The organism is Exiguobacterium sp. EA-TM-5 (assembly GCF_053878415.1).
In genome coordinates, this window is the sequence record NZ_CM132670.1 from 2,695,569 (window position 1) to 2,718,325 (window position 22,757).

The 22,757-nt window shown below is 44.1% G+C and carries 22 protein-coding genes; 4 read left to right on the top strand and 18 right to left on the bottom strand.

Annotated features, from left to right (window positions below; all coding sequences use genetic code 11):
* Positions 1-39: 39 nt before the first annotated feature.
* From ACV3PA_RS14225 to ACV3PA_RS14235, 3 genes are read right to left on the bottom strand one after another with little or no spacing between them, the layout of a single operon-like run.
* Positions 40-471 (bottom strand): Fur family transcriptional regulator, encoded by a 432-nt coding sequence (locus ACV3PA_RS14225; RefSeq protein ID WP_053452766.1) that lies wholly within the window; start codon positions 469-471, stop codon positions 40-42.
* Positions 443-1,312, bottom strand: coding sequence for a metal ABC transporter permease (locus tag ACV3PA_RS14230; protein ID WP_053452765.1), 870 nt, complete (start codon positions 1,310-1,312; stop codon positions 443-445). The genes ACV3PA_RS14225 and ACV3PA_RS14230 overlap by 29 nt, the downstream gene beginning before the upstream one ends.
* On the bottom strand, positions 1,309-2,076 hold the full coding sequence (locus tag ACV3PA_RS14235) for a metal ABC transporter ATP-binding protein (RefSeq protein ID WP_053452764.1): 768 nt from the start codon (positions 2,074-2,076) through the stop codon (positions 1,309-1,311). The genes ACV3PA_RS14230 and ACV3PA_RS14235 overlap by 4 nt, the downstream gene beginning before the upstream one ends.
* A 215-nt stretch (positions 2,077-2,291) precedes the next feature.
* Between ACV3PA_RS14235 and ACV3PA_RS14240 the strand changes: the two genes are divergently transcribed.
* The 3 genes from ACV3PA_RS14240 (at position 2,292) to ACV3PA_RS14250 (ending at position 6,216) form a co-directional block, all read left to right on the top strand.
* Positions 2,292-3,830, top strand: coding sequence for a Ppx/GppA family phosphatase (locus tag ACV3PA_RS14240; RefSeq protein ID WP_053452763.1), 1,539 nt, complete (start codon positions 2,292-2,294; stop codon positions 3,828-3,830).
* Positions 3,827-5,980 carry an RNA degradosome polyphosphate kinase gene (locus ACV3PA_RS14245; RefSeq protein ID WP_456125119.1) on the top strand — a complete coding sequence of 718 codons (2,154 nt, stop codon included), beginning with the start codon at positions 3,827-3,829 and terminating at the stop codon, positions 5,978-5,980. Before ACV3PA_RS14240 ends, ACV3PA_RS14245 begins: the two co-directional genes overlap by 4 nt.
* 65 nt (positions 5,981-6,045) lie before the next feature.
* Entirely contained in the window at positions 6,046-6,216 is a 171-nt protein-coding gene (locus ACV3PA_RS14250) for a XapX domain-containing protein (protein WP_034785920.1), read from the top strand.
* Between the two features lie 54 nt (positions 6,217-6,270).
* On the opposite strand, the gene ACV3PA_RS14255 is transcribed toward ACV3PA_RS14250, so the two are convergent.
* The 8 genes from ACV3PA_RS14255 to ACV3PA_RS14290 all read right to left on the bottom strand — a co-directional run bounded on the left by ACV3PA_RS14255 (position 6,271) and on the right by ACV3PA_RS14290 (position 14,604).
* The gene (locus ACV3PA_RS14255; RefSeq protein ID WP_053452761.1) at positions 6,271-6,453 is read right to left on the bottom strand and encodes a FeoB-associated Cys-rich membrane protein; all 183 of its coding nucleotides are present in this window, start codon (positions 6,451-6,453) and stop codon (positions 6,271-6,273) included.
* Positions 6,454-6,466: 13 nt separating this feature from the next.
* Entirely contained in the window at positions 6,467-8,446 is a 1,980-nt protein-coding gene (gene feoB, locus ACV3PA_RS14260) for a ferrous iron transport protein B (protein ID WP_053452760.1), read from the bottom strand.
* The gene (locus ACV3PA_RS14265; protein ID WP_053452759.1) at positions 8,443-8,679 is read right to left on the bottom strand and encodes a FeoA family protein; all 237 of its coding nucleotides are present in this window, start codon (positions 8,677-8,679) and stop codon (positions 8,443-8,445) included. The genes feoB and ACV3PA_RS14265 overlap by 4 nt, the downstream gene beginning before the upstream one ends.
* Before the next feature lie 171 nt (positions 8,680-8,850).
* A complete protein-coding gene (locus ACV3PA_RS14270; protein WP_053452758.1) occupies positions 8,851-9,468 on the bottom strand; it encodes a hypothetical protein in 618 nt (205 codons plus the stop codon).
* Positions 9,469-9,489: 21 nt separating this feature from the next.
* The gene (locus tag ACV3PA_RS14275) at positions 9,490-10,392 is read right to left on the bottom strand and encodes a deoxyribonuclease IV (protein WP_053452757.1); all 903 of its coding nucleotides are present in this window, start codon (positions 10,390-10,392) and stop codon (positions 9,490-9,492) included.
* Between the two features lie 98 nt (positions 10,393-10,490).
* Positions 10,491-11,843 (bottom strand): DEAD/DEAH box helicase, encoded by a 1,353-nt coding sequence (locus ACV3PA_RS14280; protein ID WP_053452756.1) that lies wholly within the window; start codon positions 11,841-11,843, stop codon positions 10,491-10,493.
* Between the two features lie 47 nt (positions 11,844-11,890).
* Entirely contained in the window at positions 11,891-12,844 is a 954-nt protein-coding gene (locus ACV3PA_RS14285; RefSeq protein WP_053452755.1) for a sugar ABC transporter substrate-binding protein, read from the bottom strand.
* The gene (locus ACV3PA_RS14290) at positions 12,841-14,604 is read right to left on the bottom strand and encodes an ATP-binding protein (protein WP_456125120.1); all 1,764 of its coding nucleotides are present in this window, start codon (positions 14,602-14,604) and stop codon (positions 12,841-12,843) included. Before ACV3PA_RS14290 ends, ACV3PA_RS14285 begins: the two co-directional genes overlap by 4 nt.
* Positions 14,605-14,748: 144 nt before the next feature.
* Here ACV3PA_RS14290 and ACV3PA_RS14295 point away from each other — a divergent pair, with 144 nt between their 5' ends.
* Positions 14,749-15,696 carry a 4-hydroxy-3-methylbut-2-enyl diphosphate reductase gene (locus ACV3PA_RS14295; RefSeq protein ID WP_053452753.1) on the top strand — a complete coding sequence of 316 codons (948 nt, stop codon included), beginning with the start codon at positions 14,749-14,751 and terminating at the stop codon, positions 15,694-15,696.
* A 95-nt stretch (positions 15,697-15,791) separates the two neighbouring features.
* On the opposite strand, the gene ACV3PA_RS14300 is transcribed toward ACV3PA_RS14295, so the two are convergent.
* The 7 genes from ACV3PA_RS14300 to ACV3PA_RS14330 all read right to left on the bottom strand — a co-directional run bounded on the left by ACV3PA_RS14300 (position 15,792) and on the right by ACV3PA_RS14330 (position 22,750).
* Positions 15,792-16,904, bottom strand: a complete 1,113-nt coding sequence (locus tag ACV3PA_RS14300; protein ID WP_456125121.1) for a Nif3-like dinuclear metal center hexameric protein — start codon at positions 16,902-16,904, stop codon at positions 15,792-15,794.
* Entirely contained in the window at positions 16,904-17,623 is a 720-nt protein-coding gene (locus ACV3PA_RS14305; RefSeq protein WP_326933864.1) for a tRNA (adenine(22)-N(1))-methyltransferase, read from the bottom strand. Before ACV3PA_RS14305 ends, ACV3PA_RS14300 begins: the two co-directional genes overlap by 1 nt.
* Positions 17,624-17,740: 117 nt before the next feature.
* Positions 17,741-18,082, bottom strand: a complete 342-nt coding sequence (gene cccA / locus ACV3PA_RS14310) for a cytochrome c550 (protein WP_053452751.1) — start codon at positions 18,080-18,082, stop codon at positions 17,741-17,743.
* A gap of 153 nt (positions 18,083-18,235) precedes the next feature.
* Positions 18,236-19,321: an RNA polymerase sigma factor RpoD gene (gene rpoD, locus ACV3PA_RS14315; RefSeq protein ID WP_023467512.1), complete on the bottom strand. Its 1,086-nt coding sequence runs from the start codon at positions 19,319-19,321 to the stop codon at positions 18,236-18,238.
* A 34-nt stretch (positions 19,322-19,355) separates the two neighbouring features.
* Entirely contained in the window at positions 19,356-21,152 is a 1,797-nt protein-coding gene (gene dnaG / locus ACV3PA_RS14320) for a DNA primase (protein WP_053452750.1), read from the bottom strand.
* A 146-nt stretch (positions 21,153-21,298) separates the two neighbouring features.
* Positions 21,299-22,108, bottom strand: a complete 810-nt coding sequence (locus tag ACV3PA_RS14325; RefSeq protein ID WP_053452749.1) for a pyruvate, water dikinase regulatory protein — start codon at positions 22,106-22,108, stop codon at positions 21,299-21,301.
* A 12-nt stretch (positions 22,109-22,120) separates the two neighbouring features.
* Positions 22,121-22,750 carry a transcriptional regulator CcpN gene (locus ACV3PA_RS14330; RefSeq protein ID WP_029341036.1) on the bottom strand — a complete coding sequence of 210 codons (630 nt, stop codon included), beginning with the start codon at positions 22,748-22,750 and terminating at the stop codon, positions 22,121-22,123.
* Between the last annotated feature and the right edge of the window lie 7 nt (positions 22,751-22,757).

Consider the following 22,757-nt stretch of genomic DNA (forward strand, 5'->3'; position numbering starts at 1 on the left):
ACGAAAAAAGAGAACGCCCGAGTGGACATTCTCTTCTAGTTAAGACGTCATACGTTGACAATTCGCACAGCGTCCATAGATTTCAAATTTATGATCTTCAACTTCAAAACCAGTCTCTTGGACTGGAGAAATCCACTCCATTGGACAAACATTCAATGTCTCCGTTTTACCACAGATTCGACAAATCAAGTGGTGATGATGGTGTCCTGAAGCACAGGCTGCTCGGTATTTCATTTCTCCATCTAATTCCGTTACTTCTAATAGATCGATCCCCGAAAAATCATTCAAGTTTCGATAAATCGTATCATAACTTAATGAAGGATGAGATGTCCGGAGCGCTTCCGCCACTTCCCGAGCACTGACATAACGATTCACTTCAAACAGATACGATAACAAATCGAGACGCTTCGGTGTCATTTTAAACCCGGAAGCCTTCATTCGCTCACGCGCTTGTTCGATGTTCGTCTTCATGTGTTTTCCCTCCTATCCAAAAACGTTCCAAAAGCATGACGATAATCAGTTCAAATACTGCCAGCAAGACGATCATTCCACCTGGTGCTAAATCAAACTGATAGGCCAGAATGAGTCCAAGTACGGTCGCAACTTCACCGAAGACGATAGCCAAAAAGATTGTCGTCTTAAAACTTTTGGCGATTCGAAGTGCTGCTGCAACTGGCAACGTAATTAAGCTCGAAACAAGTAAAATCCCAACAATCCGCATACTAATCGCAATGACAAGTGCAACGACGATCATGAAGAGAATATGCACCAATCGGAGACGGATCCCGGAGACTCGTGCCTGCTCCTCGTCAAATGATAGAAACAACAACTCCTTATAAAAGGCGAAGACGAAGATAACGACTACGATTGTCACAGCTAGGATTGTGTAGACATCCGTCAAAGCAACAGCCGAGACCGTACCGAATAAGAATGAGACAAGGTCCATTGAAAATCCATTCGCGAGACTGATGAACGTCGCACCAAGCCCCATCCCTGTTGCCATGATGATTGGAATCGCAAGTTCTTGAAAGTGCTTATATTTCGCACGTAACCAATCGATCGTCAATGCCGCGATGACAGACGTGACGATCCCTAGATACAGTGGATTTAAATCTGCTAGTTGCGCGACCATTCCAGAGATCAATAGACTGAGCGCAATCCCTGCTAACGTGACGTGCGACAACGCGTCTGCGATCAAGCTCATTCGTCGGACGACGACGAATGACCCGATCAATGGTGCCGTAAATCCGATCAGAATAGCAGCCACTAAGGCATATTGTAAAAACTTTAAGGTCATGAATGCTTCAATCATTGGACACTCTTCCCTTCATGAACGAGAACGCGTCCCGGAACCGGATAGAGTGATCGAATCGTCTGTTCATCCAGTTCCCAGTATTCTTTAATCCCACAGTTACAACCCAAGCGTCCATCAACTAAATGGATCACATCCGTAACGAGTTTACTGACGAAGTGGATATCGTGCGTAACAAGAACGAATGTCCGACGTTTATCCCGACGGAGTTCTTCTAGAATTTCATAGAATTCTTTTACGTATCGTTGATCGACACCAACAGTTGGTTCATCTAAGATCATTAAATCGGGGTCATTGACGAGTGCTCGCGCGATGAAGACCCGTTGCTGTTGTCCACCAGATAGATCGCCGACTTTCGAATCCCGACGTTCCCACATCCCGACTGTTTCCAGGGCAGTCCGTACTTTGTCTCGATCATCACGAGACAAGCGGCGAAAGAGTCCTTTTTTTGCGTAAAGTCCCATTTCGACGACTTCTGCGACAGTTACTGGAAAACCCGAGTTGAACGATGCCGCTTTTTGTGAGACATAGCTAATTCGCCACCATTCATTAAATTGCGATTGGGATTGTCCGAACAAACGAATCGTTCCTTTCGGTTGCAATAAGCCTAAGATACATTTAATCAGCGTCGATTTCCCTGATCCATTTTCCCCTACGATGGCCAAAAATTGCCCTTGCTGGACCTGAAACGAGACTTGATTCAAAACTCGACGATCCGGATAGTCATAACTGACTTGATCGATCTCGATGATTGGTGTTTCCATTTATTTTCACTCCTTCCGTTTTCGTAAAACGGAATAATTACGTCTTAATCAACTGTCTTATTATAGCGTTCGCTAATTATCGGTGCAACTCTGACAACTTCCTATCCTCCTATGAAAAAAATCAAGGTACAATAAAGAAAGAAGCTAGCTGTTTTTAGCTTGTTCAGAGAGGGAATTCTTTTAATGCACGCATCGCAGAGAGGAGTCGGAGTCATTTGAAACAAGAACTTGCAGTCATCGATATCGGTTCCAACTCGATTCGTTATGTCATCTTCCATCCGATCGCTTCTGGTCGTTACATCGAGAAGATTAATATTAAAGTCGTCGCTCGATTATCCGCTCATATCAATGAAGATGGAGCACTCGACGATGAAGGCATCAGGTTACTCGAAGAAACGTTAAAACGATTTTACGAGGTCGGTGTCACACATGAAGTTGAAGAAACGATCTGTGTCGCAACAGCAGCAATCCGTAATGCGACGAATCGTGAAACAATCGTTGCTGCTGTTACGGACAATACACCCTTCTCTATTCAAGTTTTAACAGATGAACAAGAAGCATACTATGGCTACTTTGCCATTATTAACTCGACCTTCTTGACGGATGGTTTTTCTGTTGATATCGGTGGTGGTTCCATGGAAGTCACCTTAATCGAGAATCGCGAAATGGTTGCCTATCACAGCTTTCCGTTTGGCGCTGTCACCTTAACACGGCAATTTGTTTCGGATGAGACACTAAGCGGTAGTGATAAGAAAAAGTTGGTGAAATTTTTACGTGAACAATTCGAATCGATTCCTTGGCTGAGTGATAAAAAACTACCATTAGTCGGTGTCGGTGGTTCTGCCCGAAACTTCGTCCGGATTCATCAGTCGAATCAGGACTATCCACTTCGCAGCGTTCACCAATATCAAATCAAAGCAAAGGAACTGGCGAAGATGGTCGACGACCTTGAAGGAAAATCGGCAAAACAGCTATCGAAAATTGAAGGGCTATCGAAGGATCGAATTGATATTTTTCTTCCTGCACTCATTGCGATCCAAGAGTTATCCCATCATATCGAGGCTGAAGAATTCGTCATGAGCAATCTTGGTCTTCGCGAAGGTCTCCTCTATGAATTCGATGTTCAGGATGAAGCCTATCGTCGAATCGAGAATGTACGTGAACAGAGTCTATATCAACTTGAGAGCGATTATAAGGTCAATCGAGATCGCGCAACATATATTGGTACGCTTGCAAAGTCAATGTATCGACAACTTGTTACGTTAGATCTGATTTCAGAACGTGCGTCCGATCTACGATTACTCGATTCAGCAAGCCGCTTGTTTTATTGTGGGCAATACATTAATCCAGATACGCGATCGGACCAGACGTTCTACCTTTTGACGAATACCGAATTAAACGGCATGACGCATAAAGACCGCGTTGCCTTGTCGCTCGTCAGCTCTTATTCTTCAGCAAAACGTATGCAACAACTAGCGAAGCCATTTAAGGACTGGTTTACCGAAAAGACACTGGACCGCTTCGACTTACTGGGCTCTTTACTCAAATTAAGTCATGCGCTTGATGTGACGGAGCGAAAAGCCGTCGATCACCTGGAACTTTTCGTTGAGAAGGATCATCTCCGATTCGTCCTCGATACAGGTGATCATGATTATGGATTCGAAGTCGAAAAAGCTGAAAAACAAAAGAAGCACCTAGAGCGAATCATTGATCAGACGATTACTTTCGAAACGAAAGGAGATCTTCCTTCATGAAACTCGACATACCAGAGCATTTCAATAATCGTGAGCTCAGCTGGCTTCAATTTAATAAACGTGTACTAGACGAAGCCTTTGATACCCGAAATCCGTTGATGGAGCGCTTTAAGTTTCTCGGGATCTTCAGCTCTAATTTAGACGAATTCTATATGGTTCGCGTAGGAGGCTTGAAGGACGAAGTACTTGCCGGATTCAATAAACCAGAAAACAAACAACAGATGACACCAAAACAACAATTACGAGCAATTGCTACGAAAACGAAAGAACTCGTCGATCGACAATACGAAGCGTTCCAAGCGATCAATCAGACGTTAGCAGACGAGGGCATTACATTCTTGAAATATAACGCTCTCACTTCGGAACAGACAACGTATGTGAAATCTTTTTTCCGAGAACAGGTCTTTCCTGTTCTCACACCTGTTGCTGTCGATGCCTATCGCCCGTTCCCGATGCTTTCTTCAAAGTCACTCAACATCGCAACGGTTCTTGAAGCAGAAGATGGGACGAGACGAAATTTAGCACTTGTACAAGTTCCGGGTGTGTTGCCACGGTTCGTTGATCTGCCGGTTGAAGATGAAGAGACAACTGCTGTCATCCTGCTTGAAGACGTCATTATCGCGTTCATCGACAGTTTATTTAAAGGTTATCGTGTCTTATCTGCCATGCCGTTTCGGATCACCCGTAATGCCGACCTTCCGTTTCACGAGGAAGGAACGCACGATTTATTGAAGTTGATTGAAAAGGAATTAAAAAAACGACGTTGGGGCGTTGGGATTCGCCTCGAAGTCCAAAAAGCGGCCATCAATACCGAATTGCTAAATATGTTACGGGATGTGCTTGATCTACAGGAGCGCGACATTTTTGCTGTTGATGGTCCAATCGATTTGACGTTCTCCTTTGCCTTCTACAGTCAAATCGGAATTGAATATGATCATTTGATTTATCAGACCATCATGCCAGTCGATCCACCAGCACTTGATAGTTCAAAAAATCTGTTCAATCAATTACTAGAACGTGACTATCTGCTTCATCACCCTTACCATACGTTTGATCCAATCGTCCGGTTTATCGTCCAAGCAGCGAATGACCCGAATGTCCTTGCCATCAAACAAACATTGTACCGTGTTTCCGGTGACTCACCGATTATTAAAGCCTTGAAAACAGCAGCAGAAAACGGCAAACAAGTTACTGTTCTCGTTGAACTTAAGGCACGATTTGATGAGGCGAAAAACATCGAATGGGCGAAACAATTGGAAAAGGTCGGAGCACACGTCATTTATGGATACAGTGACTTAAAGACACACTCGAAGATTACGCTTGTCGTCCGACTGCACGAAGGTAAAATTCAACGCTTTGTCCATCTTGGTACTGGTAACTATAATGATTCGACTGCCAAACTGTATACAGACGTCGGGTTATTAACAGCACGAGAAGAAATTGCCGAAGATGCGACGAATTTCTTTAACTGGTTATCTGGATACGGAGAACAACCAGAATGGAATGTCATTCAAACTTCTCCAAATGCAATGCTTGAGAAATTTTTATCTTTGATCGATGAAGAGATCCATCATCATAAAAAACACGGAAACGGTCGAATCGTCGCGAAAATGAATAGCTTAACGGAAAAGGACATTATTTTACGTCTCTACAAAGCATCTCGCGCCGGTGTGCAAGTTGAATTGATCGTTCGTGGTGTCTGTTGCCTGCGCCCTGGTATTCCAGATGTTTCGGAAAACATTCGTGTCATCTCGATTGTTGATCGTTACTTGGAGCACTCGCGTATTTTCTACTTCCACCACAATGGACAGGATTTGATGTATGGGTCAAGTGCTGACTGGATGACACGCAATATGCGAAAACGGATTGAAATTTTGTTCCCAATCATGGATGAAGAACATAAAGAGTATCTAAAAGATTGTCTCGCAATCGCCCTTGCTGATAACGTCAAGTCGCGTGAACAAGCAGCGGACGGATCCTATCATTACGTGAAGGATGGAAAACAGAGCTGTGAATCACAGTTGCTGATTCAAGACTATACAAGTAGCAAACTAAAACAGAAGCCAAGTTTTGCAGCACCATTGACGCAAAAATGGATCACAATCGAAAAGAAGGATGATAAAATCATTCTGGATCAAAATGCCAAATGACTTTTGTCATGTTTTAATATGTATTTTACTTCAAATGCTGATTTACAGCAGAAAGGACGGCATGTATGCTTCAGCAAATCTTATTATCTCTTCTAGCAGGCGTTATCTGCGGCGTCGTTTTCACCGCACTGAAATTACCGATTCCTGCCCCACCTGTTTTCCCAGCCATCGTCGGGATTTTTGGTGTATTTCTCGGGATGAAAATTTATCTATTTCTCGTGGAACGTTTTTTCTAATCCAAAGGAAAACCGTTCTCTGACTGCTTCATGCAGAAAGAGAACGGTTTTTGATTATTTTTTTAAGGCTTCTGCGATCACACGATCCCAGTTGACCTCATCGCATGCTGTCTCGCATGTCGGCTCTACTTCACACGTCGCACATTTCCCTTTTTTCGCTTTTTTCGTAAAGCGAATAAGTGAAAATCCAGCATATCCGAATACGATCAGTCCGATAAGTATATCAATGAAATGCATCTGTTCTCCCCCCTTAAGCGAATCCCAACCAATGCCCTGTTTGATAAATGATGAACGCTACCCCATAGGCAACGAATAAGCCATATAAGCTAGCAATCCACGTCCATTTCGCGCTCCCGACTTCGCGTCGGATGACAGCGACAGTCGCTAAGCACGGTACATAGAGTAAGACGAAAACCATGAAACTATACGCACTGAGTGGTGTGAACTGTTGCGCGATATGCCGACCAAGCTCCGATTCATTGACAGCGTATATGATGGCCATGGTTGAGACGACGACTTCCTTCGCGAGAAACCCGGTAATGAGGGCAGCACCCGCCTGCCATGTTCCAAACCCAAGCGGTACAAGAACGGTCGCAATCACACCACCAATCATCGCTAGGAAACTATCATTCATATTGACGTCTAATCCACCTGGTCCTGTATAAGCAAGTAACCAAATGACGACCGAACCACCAAAGATGAACGTTCCTGCTTTTCGAACAAACCCTTTTCCCTTTTGCCATGTACTCCGCCATAAGGTTAAGCCTTGTGGAATCCGGTAAGGAGGTTGTTCCACTAAGAACAAGCTTGTTGCATCTTCTGCTGCTAAGACTTTCGAAAAAACCTTTGCTGCAATCAGTGCCAATACAATCCCAAGGATATAGAGCGACAAGACAACCAGTGCCTGATTCGTAGCAAAGAAGCTACCCGCAAAGACAGCGTAAATGGGTAAGCGAGCGGAACAAGACATAAACGGTGAGATGAAGATCGTCACTAAGCGCTCTCGCTCTTCTTCTACTGAACGTGCTGCCATGATTCCTGGTACATTACAACCGAACCCAATGATCATTGGAATAAAACTTTTCCCATTCAAGCCGACCATTTGCATGAATCGGTCCATGACGATTGCGACACGTGCCATATAACCAGAGTCCTCTAAAAACGAAATGAAGAAGAAAAGGACGAAGATTTGTGGGACGAACACAAGAACACCGCCGACTCCAGCAACTACGCCTTCAACAAGCAAATCTTGAATGAACTGTGATGCACCAAGCGTACTCAACAGACTGACAAGACCTTTTGACAATGGTCCAGCGATGAATCCATCTAATAAGTCCGACATCGGAGACCCAATCCAGTTAAATGTCACATGAAACAAGAGATAGAGAATTGCAAAGAAGATCGGTAATCCTAAGACTGGATGTGTGACGATAGCGTCAATCCGCTCTGTCCAGTTCGTTTTTGCCGACTGTTCTTCTGTGACAACAGCAGCTCTCGTCGCCACCGCCCAGTGCCGGCGACATTCTGTGATGTGGGCATGAACGAACCGACCTAATTGTTGTTCTAACTGTTTACGAATCACCGCAATCTGTGGTGTCCGTTGTTCGAGCACGTCTACAAAAACTCGATTTCCCGCTAAATATTGAACAGCCATCCATCGTTCAATTTCTGGCATGTCGACGATTTCGAGGATATCCTCAATCGCCTGTTCGGTGTCAGAACCATAGTCGATATGAAGGAATGGCTGTGGTTTTTGTTGTAAGGAAGACAATAATACATCACATCCGTCACCTGTTCGAGCAACGATCGGAAAAACATCGACTTGTAAGACGTTTGCTAACCGCACTGGATCAACTTTCATTCCGCGATGATCCGCTACATCCATCATATTTAGACCAATTTGCAGCGGCTTCCCGATTTCAAGTAATTGCGCGGTCAATTGTAAATTACGCTCGAGCTGTGAAGCATCGATGATATTAATCATGGAGTCAAAGGAATCCTCCATTAAAAATCGGGCAACGACTGCTTCATCTGCCGACAATGGATCTAAATCATACACACCAGGTAGATCGATCAATTGTCCACGATTTCCTCGAAGTTGTCCGATTTTTTTATCCACCGTGACACCTGACCAGTTACCGACGTGTGCATAGGAATTCGTCAGCCGATTGAACAAAGACGTTTTTCCGGTATTCGGATTTCCGAGCAAGGCAATGCGTTGCGTCGTCATGGCATATACACCTCAATTCGTTTCGCATCACTCCGACGGATAGCAACCATTTGGTGATGATCCTGCTGTTCGATTGTCATAGGACCTTGAAATATGGCTTTTCGTCGAACGATGATTGGACATCCTTCATAAAAACCAAGCGCAAGTAGTCGCCGACGCAATCGATCGTCGATTTGATTCATATTGGTCATTACGACAGGTTGGTTCATTGGAACCGTAGCTAAATCCAGCATAGCTGCTCCCCCATTTATCTTTCCATTCATTGATAACAATTATCATTCCTGATTATAACACCATCGATTCCTCAGTTACATAGGAATTCAACAAATGAATCACTTCAATGTGCACGTCTCAATAAAAAAGCTCTGCTTTTTCCTGAACGAGATCAGGAAAAAGCAGAGCTTCTATTCATTTTCTTCCGTCGCTGCAGCGGTATCCACCGCATGTAGCATTTGTTGATGCAACCATCGATGACACGTCGGACAAACGGTCTGATATCCTTCTGGTGTCAAATGCCATTCGAGTAACGACTGTCGCGTCTCTTCACAATGAATGCATTGATCCGCCACTTGTTCTAGATGATTCCGTTCCTTGAATCGCTCGTTCCGACGTTGTTTTGCTTGTTCAAGTGTCAAAACATCCGTTTCAAAATAACCATACTGCCACGAATCGAGCAGACGTGTCCGAAACACCCCTTCTACAGATCCTGATTTAAGATTAAGTTGATTGAGTGGTCGTCCGAGTAAAGGATGACGTAAATCCACACTAATGAGGTCAAGGCACACATATGATCCTTCTGAATCGTCAGCAGCCGTCAACCAAAACGGATCTTCTGGACGTGTCGTGTACTCCGTAAACAAGGCTTCTGCATACGCAATGATTCCATCGTTCGTCGCAAGAAACACCTCTTCTCCCTCTGCCAGTTCTCCCGGCAAGTAAAACGGTTCCTTTGTTTCATAATAGTGGACAACAGCTTGTCGTATCGCGAAACTTGTCTCATCGACGACGAGGATATGACACATCACAGACACCCCTTTATGAGTTTATTCGGCCGGTGCACCTAGAATCGGTAAACGCCAATCCGCATCAAACGCACCAGAACGTAGCATATCGATTTCTTCTTTATATGGCGCGACTTTTTTCTTTGGATCGAGACCAATATAAGGTGTTTCTAAAATTTTTGGCAAATGGGCAAGTGCAGGATGATGTACGACACGGTGTAATGTATCAAATCCAATCTCACCAAATCCGATGTTTTCATGACGGTCCTTCCGTGCGCCGCGGACATTCTTCGAGTCGTTTACGTGAATGACACCAAGGCGATCAAGTCCGACGATCCGGTCAAATTGTTCGAGGACACCATCTAAGTCATGCACGATGTCATATCCTGCATCATGAATGTGACAGGTATCGAGACAAACAGATAGACGATCTTGATGCGTGACACCTTCGATAATTTGAGCAAGCTCCTCGAATGTCTTTCCAATCTCAGAACCTTTTCCAGCCATCGTCTCAAGCGCAATCTTGACCTTCTCTTCACCAGTCAATACCTCATTGAGTCCTTCAATGATGCGTTTGATTCCAACATCTTCTCCAGCACCTACGTGAGCTCCTGGATGTAACACGATATGCTGCGCTTTTTCTAAGGCTTCCGCTCGTTTGATCTCAGCTGCTAAAAACGAAACCGCTAGTTCGAACGTTTCTGGTTTCGTCGTATTTCCTAAGTTGATGATATACGGCGCGTGTACGACGATTTCTTCAATTCCGTTCGCACTCATATGTTGAAGTGCTTCCGGAATCCGCAACTCCTCCATCGGCTTACGGCGTGTGTTTTGAGGAGCTCCTGTATAGACCATCATTGTCGTTGCACCATAAGAAGCTGCTTCCTCACTTGCACCTAACAGCATTTTTTTCCCCGAAACGGAGACGTGTGAACCTATTTTCATATCTTATTCCACCTTTCTCTTTTATCAGTGTACCAAATCTTGAAAACGACAAGACACCCGAAAAATGTTTTTTCATTTCACGGGTGTCATCGACGATGTTATTTTGATTTACGTGCGTTTTCTTTACGTTGCGCGCGACCGACACCACGTTGTTCTTTGATGCGTTCACGTTTTGCTGTTTCTTTTAACTTATATTGATGTTTCTTCTTATAACCTGGTTTAACGCGTTTTTTCGCTTTTGCTGCTTCACCAGACAGACGACTATGCGCTGTCTTCGAGACAGCAGTCTTCATATGCGGTTTCGCACGGCGACGTTCTTTAACTTCCATGATCTGAGTCCCTTTGACGTCAACATTCGTGAATTGAATGCCACGGTCTTCTAAACGATTGATCATACCGTTCTCGTGATCTTCAAACAGTGTATATGCCAATCCATCCTGATCGACACGACCTGTCCGACCGACACGGTGGACGTAGAAGTCTAAATCTTTCGGAATACCGTGGTTGATGACGTGTGAGACACCTGAAATATCAATTCCACGTGCAGCAAGGTCCGTCACGATGACATATTGATACTTCGCATCATTAATTTCTTTGATTGCTTGTTTACGACGACGAGCCGGAAGATCTCCGTGAAGAGAACCAACGTTCAATCCTGCTTCTAAGAACAAAGCTTCGACTTCGATTGCTTCTGCTTTTGTGTTCGTAAAGATTAGACAGATATACGGATTTAGTGCTTTCGCGACTTTCAATGTTAGTTCTGAACGTTCACGGTGCTTGACTGGAATCGTATGATGAACGATTTTTTTCGCTGTCTGTTGTTTTGGATCCACATGAGCGTAACGCGGGTTGTTCATGTACTTTTTCAAAAACGGTTGCAATTTCTCAGGAATCGTTGCTGAGAAGACCATCATCTGAAGCTGTTCAGGAAGAGCTTGAGCAATCCGGTCAACTTCCGGCAAGAAGCCCATATCGAGCATTTGATCCGCTTCATCGATGATGTAGTGCTTCACGAAATGCGGCTTCAATGCTTGTTCTTTAAACAAATCTAAAATTCGTCCCGGTGTCCCGATAACGATTTGTGGTGAAACTTTTACACGACCAATTTGGCGTTCGCGGTCCATTCCACCTGTAATAAGACTTGTTTTGATGAAGTCTGGTTCCTTGACGAGTAATGATTTCAATTCCTCATGAATTTGCCAAGCGAGTTCACGTGTTGGCGCAACAATAATCGCTTGTAATTCTTGAAGCTTTGGATCAACGTTCTGAACGATTGGAAGAAGAAACGATAACGTTTTTCCTGTTCCGGTTTGTGATTGACCGATAATGTCACGTCCCTTTAATGCAGCTGGGATAATCCGTGACTGGATATCGGTCGGTTTTGTGATGCGGGCGTCATCGAGTGCTTCGATGACGAACGGGTGTAATTGATAATGGCTGAATCCATTCATGAATTGACACCGTCCTTTCCTTATTTGCTGAGGCATCTGCCTCTCGATTAGTTCAACATGGTTATGGGTCTACTACCGTCATACAGATAGGAGTACGTATAAAAACGAGTTGGAATCTTTTTGTTTTTCGTATGAAGCTTCAATGCACTGAAGGCGACTTTCATCATCTCATCAGCACTCTGGACGACCGTCGCATCCATCGATTTCATGTCAACAGCTTCTAATATAGCACGATTCCCGTCAATGCCGACAACTATTTTTCCTTTAATGCCTGCTTTTTTCAATGCTTCAAGAACACCGAGTGCAATATCATCATTGTGACAATATACAGCGTCAAACGAAATACCTGACTCAATGACCTGTGTCATTACCCGTTCCGAAGTGACGGGATCGTAATCCCCGTTGACTGATTCAACGATTTTTAGATTCGGCTCCCGCTCAAGACCCGTCATGAATCCCCTGTGCCGTTCATTCGTTGTATTGACGTTTGTCGTACCTGCGACTTCAATGATGTTGGCGGTTGCCTGCCCTGTTTGTTTGATGCGTTCATGTTTGATGAAAGATGCGAGTTGTTCGCCGATCAATTGATTATTTGAAGTAATCGAACTGACGACTGCATCGGAATGAATCAAGCGATCGATAGCAAAAACAGGGATGTTTTCTTTAGCAGCTTTTTCCAACGATTCAGCGATGTAAACATCGTCAAGTGTGGTAACGAAGATTGCATCCACTTTCATTCGAATAAATTCTTCGATCTGCTCTCTTTCATTGATACGTGAATTATGTGAAGTCGCAACGACTGCATCATATTTGTTAACTTTGGCCTGTGCTTTGAACGCATCAACAAGACGTTGGGCAAATTCGTGTTTATCATTCACAATCGTAAAACCAATGAGATGACGACGCGGGCTCGAATCAGGATTCACAAACATATTTGATATAATGAGAACGGATGATATCCAAACGACTAAAATGAATAGCCATGCTTTATTGAATTTCATTCCGTTTGCTCCTTTCGAGGTAAGTGAACTTGAATCGTTGTGCCAACCCCAGGTTTGCTGTCAAAAATCATCTTTCCTTTGTGATCACGTACGATCTGCTTCGACATAAACAGTCCAAGGCCATTTCCATCTACTTTTGACGTCTTGAATGCTTGACCTACATGATCAATCTGCTCACCATCCATGCCGACACCATTATCTTGGATAATAAAGACCACCTCTTCTGGATAGACATGTACATGTAAATGACAAATCCCATCAGATCCTTTGAATGCTACAGCTTGAAGTGCATTTCGCAAACAGTTTGCTAAAATCTGCAAAATACCTTCTTCTGAAGCATGAATCTTCGGCATGAAAGATGGTGTGTAGATTTTACAATCTGCTTCATAAAGGTGTGCTTCTGCTTCGAGGATGTACGTCAACTTCTTCATCAATTCATTTAAATCAATTGTCGATTTTTGAAGAGCGTTGTTCTCTCCTTTTGATAAATCGAGCATCGTCTGGATCATACCATTCGCTCGATCAAGTTCAGATAAAGCAAGCATCAACATCTCTGTATCTCGATCTTTTTCTGCAGCTAATAACTGTAAGGTCATTTTGACTGGTGTCAATGGATTACGAATTTCATGAGCAATTCCAGCTGCTAATTGACCAAGTGACACTAGTTTTTCTTGCTGCAACATTGTTTGCTGTTGACTTAACTGCTCAAGTCGCGCATGTTCCATTCGCTGTGAATATTCATTATAAGCAGCGACCAATGTTTTAACTTCATTTGATCCGGCACGTTCGAGAACGATTGGTTTTGGGGAACTACTTCTCTCAATTTTATGAACAAGCTCAAGTAAAGGAGATGTCAATTGTCTTGACATTAAATAGCCAACAATCAAGCTCAAAACAAGTGTTAACGCTGCAATGATTAAGTATTGTTGTCGGGTCGTATAAACAGGTTCATAAAAAACATTTCGTGGCGTTCGAACGAGAATTTTCCAATCCGTTACCTTTAAATCCTTTGCAAAGTAATACATATCTTGATTCGTACTAAAAATTTCAGATGGTTCGACGGATCGAAAGGCACGATCAATCACGCTTCTCGATAATAATCGTTCTTCGTCTGTCACAAGATTACTCGACGTTGCTAGCAATTCTTTTTTACTATTAAATAAATAGGCAATCGTTTGATCATCAAAAGATTCTAGTGATTTCCTGAAAATGATCGAATTCATAGCACTTAATCCGCCACCAAACACACCTACACGTTCGTTACCATCTCGAACTGGCACGAACATATATGTGACGGCATCGGATTCCATTGTGTACAACTTACTCATATGGAAATCTGTACTTGTTAGAGTTTGTAAAAAATCATCATCCTTTATTATCGTACTATCTGGAACACGACGATCTTCACTTGAGAACCAAGTAATCTGCTTCGTCTTTCTGTCAAAATAAAAAAGACTTTTAAATCCAGTATCAATATCAAGAAGATTTGATTCTTCAATTTTTTGACTTAGCTTATCAGGATTTTTGACGTTTAACTGCAAACCCATGATTTCTTCATGTAAATTTCCAATGTTATCACGAATCGCATTTCCTGAGACCTCGACACTTTTTTCACTCTGTTTTTCCGTTTGCTGTTCGACTCGAGAAATCGTGACACGATCTGCTGTGAAGGCAAGCGCTGAAATGACAAGACATAACAGGATGAATAAGATAGCGGTGATTTGAAAAAAATACGACCGCATCATTTTCTTAGACTCCATCCTTTCGCCCCCCTATTGAATAATTGCAACTTCATTAGTATACCATGTTCTGTTTCTGAAACAGACTCCTCTATTTTCATTCACATCTAATCAATGGTACACTCTAACTAATCATTCTTTTTCACAAAGGGAGAATCTACAACTATGCTAGTAAAAAAAATCAGCCCCCGCGGCTATTGTTATGGTGTCGTCGATGCAATGAAACTTGCACAACAAGCGGCATTGAATAAAGACCTGCCACGTCCGATTCATATTCTTGGTATGATCGTTCATAATGCACACGTAACTCGCGAATTCGAGAGTATGGGTGTGATTACGGTCGATGGTCCTGACCGACTCGAAGCACTTGAGACGATTCAAGAAGGAACGGTCATCTTCACAGCACATGGTATCTCACCTGCTGTGTATGCTCGTGCTGCTGAAAAGAACCTACACGTGGTCGATGCAACATGTCCTGACGTAACACGCACTCACGATTTAATCCGTCAAGTCGTTGCAGACGATTACGAAGTCATTTATGTTGGTAAACACGGACATCCAGAACCTGAAGGAGCCGTCGGCGTAGCACCAGAGCACGTCCACCTCATCGAAAAAGTCGAAGATATCGATGAACTTCCACCTCAGCTTGCTCACAAGAAAATCATCGTCACGAACCAGACGACGATGAGTCAGTGGGATGTTCAAGCTTTGATGGAACATGTTCGTAAAAAGTATCCACATGTTGAAGTACACAATGAAATCTGTAACGCTACACAAGTTCGACAAGAAGCAGTTGCCGATCAAGCAGGAGACTGTGATCTCGTCATCGTCGTTGGGGATCCGCGTTCAAACAACTCGAACCGTTTGGCACAAGTATCTTTCGATATCGCAGGTACTCCGGCACATCGAATCGGTGATTTAACGGAACTTGACTTAAATTGGCTTGAGGGTGTCACGCAAGTTGGTGTCACGTCTGGTGCATCGACTCCGACACCGATCACGAAAAAGGTCATTGATTTCCTACAGCAATATGATCCCGCTGATATTAGTACGCATGACAAAACACCGTTCCTTGAACTACGACGGATTTTACCAAAAGTAAAAATTCTTTAATCAGAATATAGCAGAAGCAATAACAAACACCGGACAGCGAATCTTCGCCGTCCGGTGTTTTATCGTGATTTTTATTTATTCAACTACTTCATATATCATAAAAATTGAAAAGGATTCGTATTCGCTGTCGAGACAATGAGCTCTACGTCGATCTTCTTCTCCTTGAATCGTCTACTTAATTCGTTGACGACGCCTTCTTTCATGACTGATTCAACGTGGTGTCCCGGGTCGACGACAGCTAACCCGAGTGCCATTGCGTCATGAGCAACATGGAAATAGAGATCGCCCGTCACTAGGACATCCGCTCCAGCAAAAGCAGCAGTAGAGACGTACTTATTCCCGTCACCTCCAAGAACGGCTACTTTCTTAATCGGACGTGATTCGTCCCCGACGAAGCGTAAGTTCTGTACATCAAACGCCTTGCGAACATGTTCTGCAAATGCCCGTAATGTCATCGCTTCTGGCAATCGTCCAATCCGACCAAGACCGAGCTGTGCTGCCGCACGTTCTTGGCGAATGAGGTCATAAGCGACCTCTTCATATGGATGGGCTTGTTTCATTGCTCGAATAACTTGTTTCTGATTCAGTTCCGTCACGATTGTCTCGATCCGAACTTCCGGAACCTGCTCGATTTGTCCCGCTTCTCCAATATACGGGGTAGCCTCCGTCGAAGGTCGGAATTGACCCGTTCCGTTGACATGGAATTGACAATCACTATACTCACCGTCTTTCCCTGCTCCCGCCTGTGCAAGTGCTGTTGAAACACGTTCTACAGCTTCAGTCGGTACGAATACGCTTAATTTATATTGCGTATCTTCAAACGTTGGCGCTAACACTTCACAAGACTCAAGACCAAGGGCTTCCGCCATCCAGTCATTGACCCCTCCTGGTGTGACGTCAAGATTTGTATGCGCAGCGTACACCGCAATATCATGCTTAATACATTTTGAGACAATCCGTCCCGTCACGGAACGATCCGTCACATTCGCTAACTTACTAAAAATCGGCGGATGATGTGCGATGATGAGATCAATCTTCTTTTCGATCGCTTCATCGACAACAGACTCCAAGACATCAAGTGTCACAAGTACACGCTTGATTTCCTTATTTAATGTTCCAATTTGTAGACCGATTGGATCTCCCTCGAGGGCGAATTTTTTCGGAGCAAATGCTTCAAACTGCTCAATGACATAGTTACCGTTCGCCATCAGTTCGTCACCTCTTCCATCTTTTGAATCAATTGTTCGATTGCTTCGATTTTCTCAGATAAAATCTCAGTTGCTTGCCCTTGTTTCATCTGAGCTAAAATATACTCTCGCTTTTGTTTTTCAAGCTGCCATTTTTGGACGAACTCAGGTGCCCGTTCCCGCATCAACTGCGGTCCAAAGAATAATTCCCACTGACGTATTGTATCGTCCTCTGAATACAGTGTTTCTTCTCCACGTTCCGCAACGAGGATCTCGTAAATCTTTCCGTTCTCCTCAACGATTGCTTCTGATAACAACGCATACGAGTTTGTAAGTAACCAGTTCCGAACATCGACTGCATCAACATTTGGTTGAAGAATCAATCGTTCCTTACCAGATAATCGATCTTTTCCTTCTTCAAGGATAGAGGCAATCAGTGTTCCACCCATTCCAGCAATCGTAATCGCTGTTGCTTCTCCCGGATTCAAAACGGATAAGCCACTTCCTAAACGGACATCGATCTGTGATTCGAGGCCGACAAGCGCCACTTGTCCTTTTGCCGCTTCCATCGGTCCTTCATTGACCTCTCCTGCAATCGCACGCTCGATTTTCTTTTGTTGTACGCAAAAACAAGGTACGAATGCATGATCTGATCCAATATCTGCGAGGATGGCTCCTTGTGGAATATACGACACGACTTTTTGGAGTCGTTGATCCAATACGACGTTCATTTGCATCATCTTCATCCTTCCTATTTTCCGAAAAACTCTCTTTTAAAAATAGCGGATTTACGGTAAAAAAGATACCATACACCACAAAAAAACATCCATCTCGCAATGAGATAGATGCTCTTGTTCTTATTTCTTAGCAGCTAACCACTTGGCTAGAGCAGCTGCCTCTTCGTCATTCGCAAGACCGCCAGGCATTTGCCCTTTACCGTTCATTGCGATGTTCTTGATTTCATCTTCTTTCAGCTTCGCGCCGATCTTTGTTAAGTTCGGACCTACTCCGCCTTCTAAGTTTCCACCGTGACAACCTGTACATCCTTTAGATGCAAACAAATCTTCTGGCTTCATTTCTGCAGTTGACGGCCCTTTGCGAGCTTCCTTCACCTGATCGACCCCAAAGTAAGACAATGAAATCATAGCGATGATGGCGATGACTGCGATCGCCGCGAACGGTACTAATGGATTACGCATTTGGATTCCCCCCATATTCTATACCCAACCAAGTTGGTGACTGAATGGTATTCCCCGTTACTATTCTACTGTAAAAAAAACAGGGAAGGAAGAAAAAAACGAAACTTTTTTCTTCCTTCCCACTAAAATTTCATATATTCTTCACACTTTGAATTAATCGAGGAAATCTTTTAAGCGTTTTGAACGGCTGGGATGGCGAAGTTTCCGAAGTGCTTTTGCTTCGATTTGGCGAATCCGCTCACGCGTAACGCCAAATACTTTCCCGACTTCTTCAAGTGTCCGTGTCCGACCATCGTCAAGTCCGAAACGAAGACGAAGAACGTTTTCTTCACGATCCGTCAACGTATCGAGGACATCTTCGAGTTGCTCTTTTAAGAGCTCGTATGCAGCGGCGTCTTGTGGTGCCGTCGCATCTTGATCCTCGATGAAATCTCCGAGATGTGAATCGTCCTCTTCTCCAATTGGTGTTTCAAGAGAAACCGGTTCTTGAGCAATTTTCAGGATTTCTCGGACTTTTTCTGGCGTGATTTCCATCTCTTTTGAAATCTCTTCCGGTGATGGTTCACGTCCGAGATCTTGCAAGAGTTGACGCTGAACACGAATCAATTTATTGATCGTTTCAACCATATGAACTGGAATTCGGATCGTCCGCGCTTGGTCGGCAATCGCACGTGTAATTGCTTGACGAATCCACCACGTAGCATACGTCGAGAATTTATATCCCTTCGTGTAGTCGAATTTCTCGACCGCTTTAATCAGACCCATGTTTCCTTCTTGGATCAAGTCCAGGAATAACATACCGCGTCCGACATAGCGCTTCGCAATCGAAACAACGAGACGTAAGTTCGCTTCTGCTAAACGTTTTTTCGCTTCCTCATCGTTTTGTTCGATTCGTTTCGCGAGTTCAACTTCGTCTTCTGCATTCAACAAATCCACGCGTCCGATTTCTTTTAGATACATCCGGACAGGGTCATTGATCTTGACACCAGGAGGAACTGACAAATCGTTTAGATCCGCTTCTTCTTTCTCATCGCCTGTACCGTCATTGTTGACCTTAATGCCTTCTGTTTCAAGCAACTGTAGGAATTCCTCAAATTGCTGAGCATCCATCGATTCGAACGAACTCAGTTTGTCTTCGATTTTCTGGTGTGACAATTCACCATTCTTATGTCCGAGCGCGATGAGTTCCTCTTTCGCGAGACGGAGTAATTCAGCTTCTGATCTTGCTTTTTCTGCCATCGAACCATACACTCCTTCCACATCATGCAGCAGGTTACCGATCTTTTAAACGACGTTTCCGTTCTATGATCGCCTGCATCAGTTCCGCTTGAGCACGGATATCTGTTTGTTGATTCAATCGTGACTTTTCTTCTTCTAACAACCGACGTTGCTGTTCATTTTGGACGGCACGAATATAATGACTGAGCAAATCAGGATCGTATTCAGGCATCAACATGAACTCTAAATCTGCTACGATTCGTTGCAAGGAGGCATCGTGCAACATCGTCAAAAAACGATCTGGACTTCCTTGCGTACCTGTTCCATAAAATTCATATAGCTTGCCGGCAATCAATTGGTGTGCCGGATCATTGAATTGGACACCTAGTTGCTCTCGCACTTCAAGACAGACTTCTTCTGAACGGATCATGTAGGCAAGCAAGAAGCGTTCTGCCTTTTTCCAGTTCGCAAAAGTTCGATCAGGAGGTGCTATCGGTGCAGCAGCTGGGCGATCGAAAACGATTTGTTCTCTCTTCGGTTGTTGAACGGTTGGACGCACTTGTGCGATCAAGGAGTCTTTCGAAAGTTTGAATTCCTCGGAAAGCTTCCCTAAATAAATATCCCGTAACAACGGATTGGATGTTCGACCAATCTCTTCAAGCATAGTTTCAATATATCGAACGCGTTCTCCTTCTAATCGCAAGTTTTTTCCTTGTCGAAAATAAAAAGATTTGAATTCAAGACTTGAAACTCGTTCTTGTTCGATCCAGTGTAAAAACATCTCTTCTCCCTGATTTCCAATGAAGGAGTCAGGGTCTTCATCATCCGGTAAACGGATGACGGAACAGTCGACGGCAACTGCTTCGAGTAGTTGTAAGGCTTTTAACGTCGCAGCGCGTCCTGCTTTGTCTCCGTCATAACAAATAATGACTTCATCGACGATGCGCGCTAAATTTTGTGCGTGAACAGGTGTTAAGGCAGTTCCTAAAGAAGCCACCGTATAAGGTATACCCGCTTGAGCGACACGCACAACATCAAGATTTCCCTCAACAAGAACAACTTGTTTGATTTTACGCATCGCCCCTCGTGCTTGGGCGAATCCAAATAACAGTTCACTTTTATTAAACAAAGGTGTTTCTGCTGTATTGACATATTTCGGATCACGACCATCAATCGATCGTCCACTAAATCCGACAATCGTGCCATCACGATCGGAAATAGGAAATACGACTCGACCGTTGAATCGATCTCGATAATCGCCATCGCGTCCGATTGAAATCAATCCCGCTTCGACCATCTCATCTAGATCAAACCCCCGGCGCGCCAACGAATCTACAGTAAAGCGGTCTTGATCCGGTGCATATCCCAGTCGAAACTCACGCATCGCACCTTCCCGGATACCGCGATTCTCTAAATAGACACGTCCAGCGTCGCCCGCTTCCGTTTGAATCAACACTTCATGGTATAACTCAGTGACGATCCGGTGTGCTTCGCGCATCCGAAACTTCTTTTCCTGTTCTGGCGTCGATTCCGATTGTTCAAATCGATCCGGCTCCAGTTTTGGAAGTGTGACGTCGCTACGGTCTGCTAATTTGGAGACGGCTTCTTTGAAACTCATTCCTTCTGTTTCCATGACGAAAGTGATGGCATTTCCTCCTGCACCACATCCAAAACAGTAGTACATTCCTTTATCAGGAGAAACAGAAAAGGAAGGTGATTTCTCAGAATGAAACGGGCAAAGCCCTGAATATCGATTCCCTTGTTTTTTTAATTCTACACGTTCTGAAATCAATTCGACGATGTCCGTTGCTTGGCGGACCTGATCGACGACCTCATCAGGAATTCGCTTCATTCCGTCCTCTCCCCTTTCCTTGAGAACTTATCCTTACATGACCATACCCGCAATGAAACGGAACGATGACTCGTTCCGTTTCATTAGAAAAAGGGCATTATCTCATTTATCAGCTAAACAAGTATACTATGTTCCTGACTACTTGACTAGTCATGCGCCTTCCCAGAAATTCCGGTCAATATCAGGTTTGCCGTTTCCTCGACTGCTTTATTCGTCACGTCGATAACCTGGCATCCAATCCGTTCGTATAAGTTACGTGCATATTCGAGTTCACGGTTAATCCGGTCCATCTGCGCATAGGCCGCTTCTGGCTTGAGTCCTAAAGAACGCAATCGCTCCATTCGAATATCAATTAACTTTTCCGGAGAGATGAGTAATCCAAAACACTTTTCTTTTGGAATATCGAACAACTCTTCCGGTGGAATCGATTCGGGTACGAGTGGCACATTTGCTACTTTATATCGTTTCAAGGCCAAATACTGCGAGAGTGGTGTTTTTGATGTACGTGACACCCCAATTAAGACGATATCTGCCCGTTTGATGCCTTTTGGGTCACGTCCATCGTCATATTTAACAGCAAATTCGACCGCTTCGATTTTCCGGAAATATTCCTCATCTAAGCGATAGATCAATCCTGGTTCTTCCTTAGGCTGCATCTGCAAACGATCTTCCATCGTATCGAGCAATGGACCAAGAAGATCGATTGCCTTTACACCGTGCGCACGCGCTGTATCTGCAAGTAGACGCCGATGCGTCGCATGGACGATCGTAAACGCGATCGTCGCTTGCTCTTCCTTTGCGTGGAGGACCAAGTCATAAATGACTTGATCATCATCGACAAACGGGACTCGGACCGTTTCGATAGCTTGTTCCGGGAACTGGATAGCGGCTGCGCGGACGACGAGCTCACACGTCTCTCCGACAGAGTCACTCACGACATAAATCCGTTGACGCATCAGGAACCCTCCTTAAATTTCTTCATCACGTGCTAACGCGACCAATACTTTCGTCATATTCGTTTTCGTCATTCGACCAACGACTTTTAAGACTCCGTTCTCTTCTTCGACGACAGGCATCGAATCAATCTGCTTTTCAATCAATTTCATACCGGCACCAATCAACGTCTCAGACTTTTCACACACCGTTAAATTCGGCATCCGTGTCATGATGATATTAACAGGTAACGAGTCTAATTCTTGATTACCGATTGCCGCACGTAGAAAATCCTTACGTGACAAGACACCGACTAACGCGTGATCCTTACTGACAACGAACAGAGAACCGACATCTTCCAAAAATAAGTGGACGATCGCATCGTACACGGTCATCCCTTCGTGAATGACCTTTGCCGATGACATGAATTCACCTACGGTCAAGGTGTCGAGTTTCTCGTGAAGCATGGAAGCATTTTTCTTCCCGACGTACATATAGCCGACGCGCGGACGTGCTTCTAACATGCCGGTCATCGTTAAAATAGATAAATCGGGTCGGAGCGTCGCCCGCGTCAGGGAGAGCGCTGCCGCAATCTGCTCTCCCGTGATCGGACCGTTCTCTTTGACGATTTGGAGTATCTTTTTTTGCCGTTCATTTAACTTCATCGGCTCA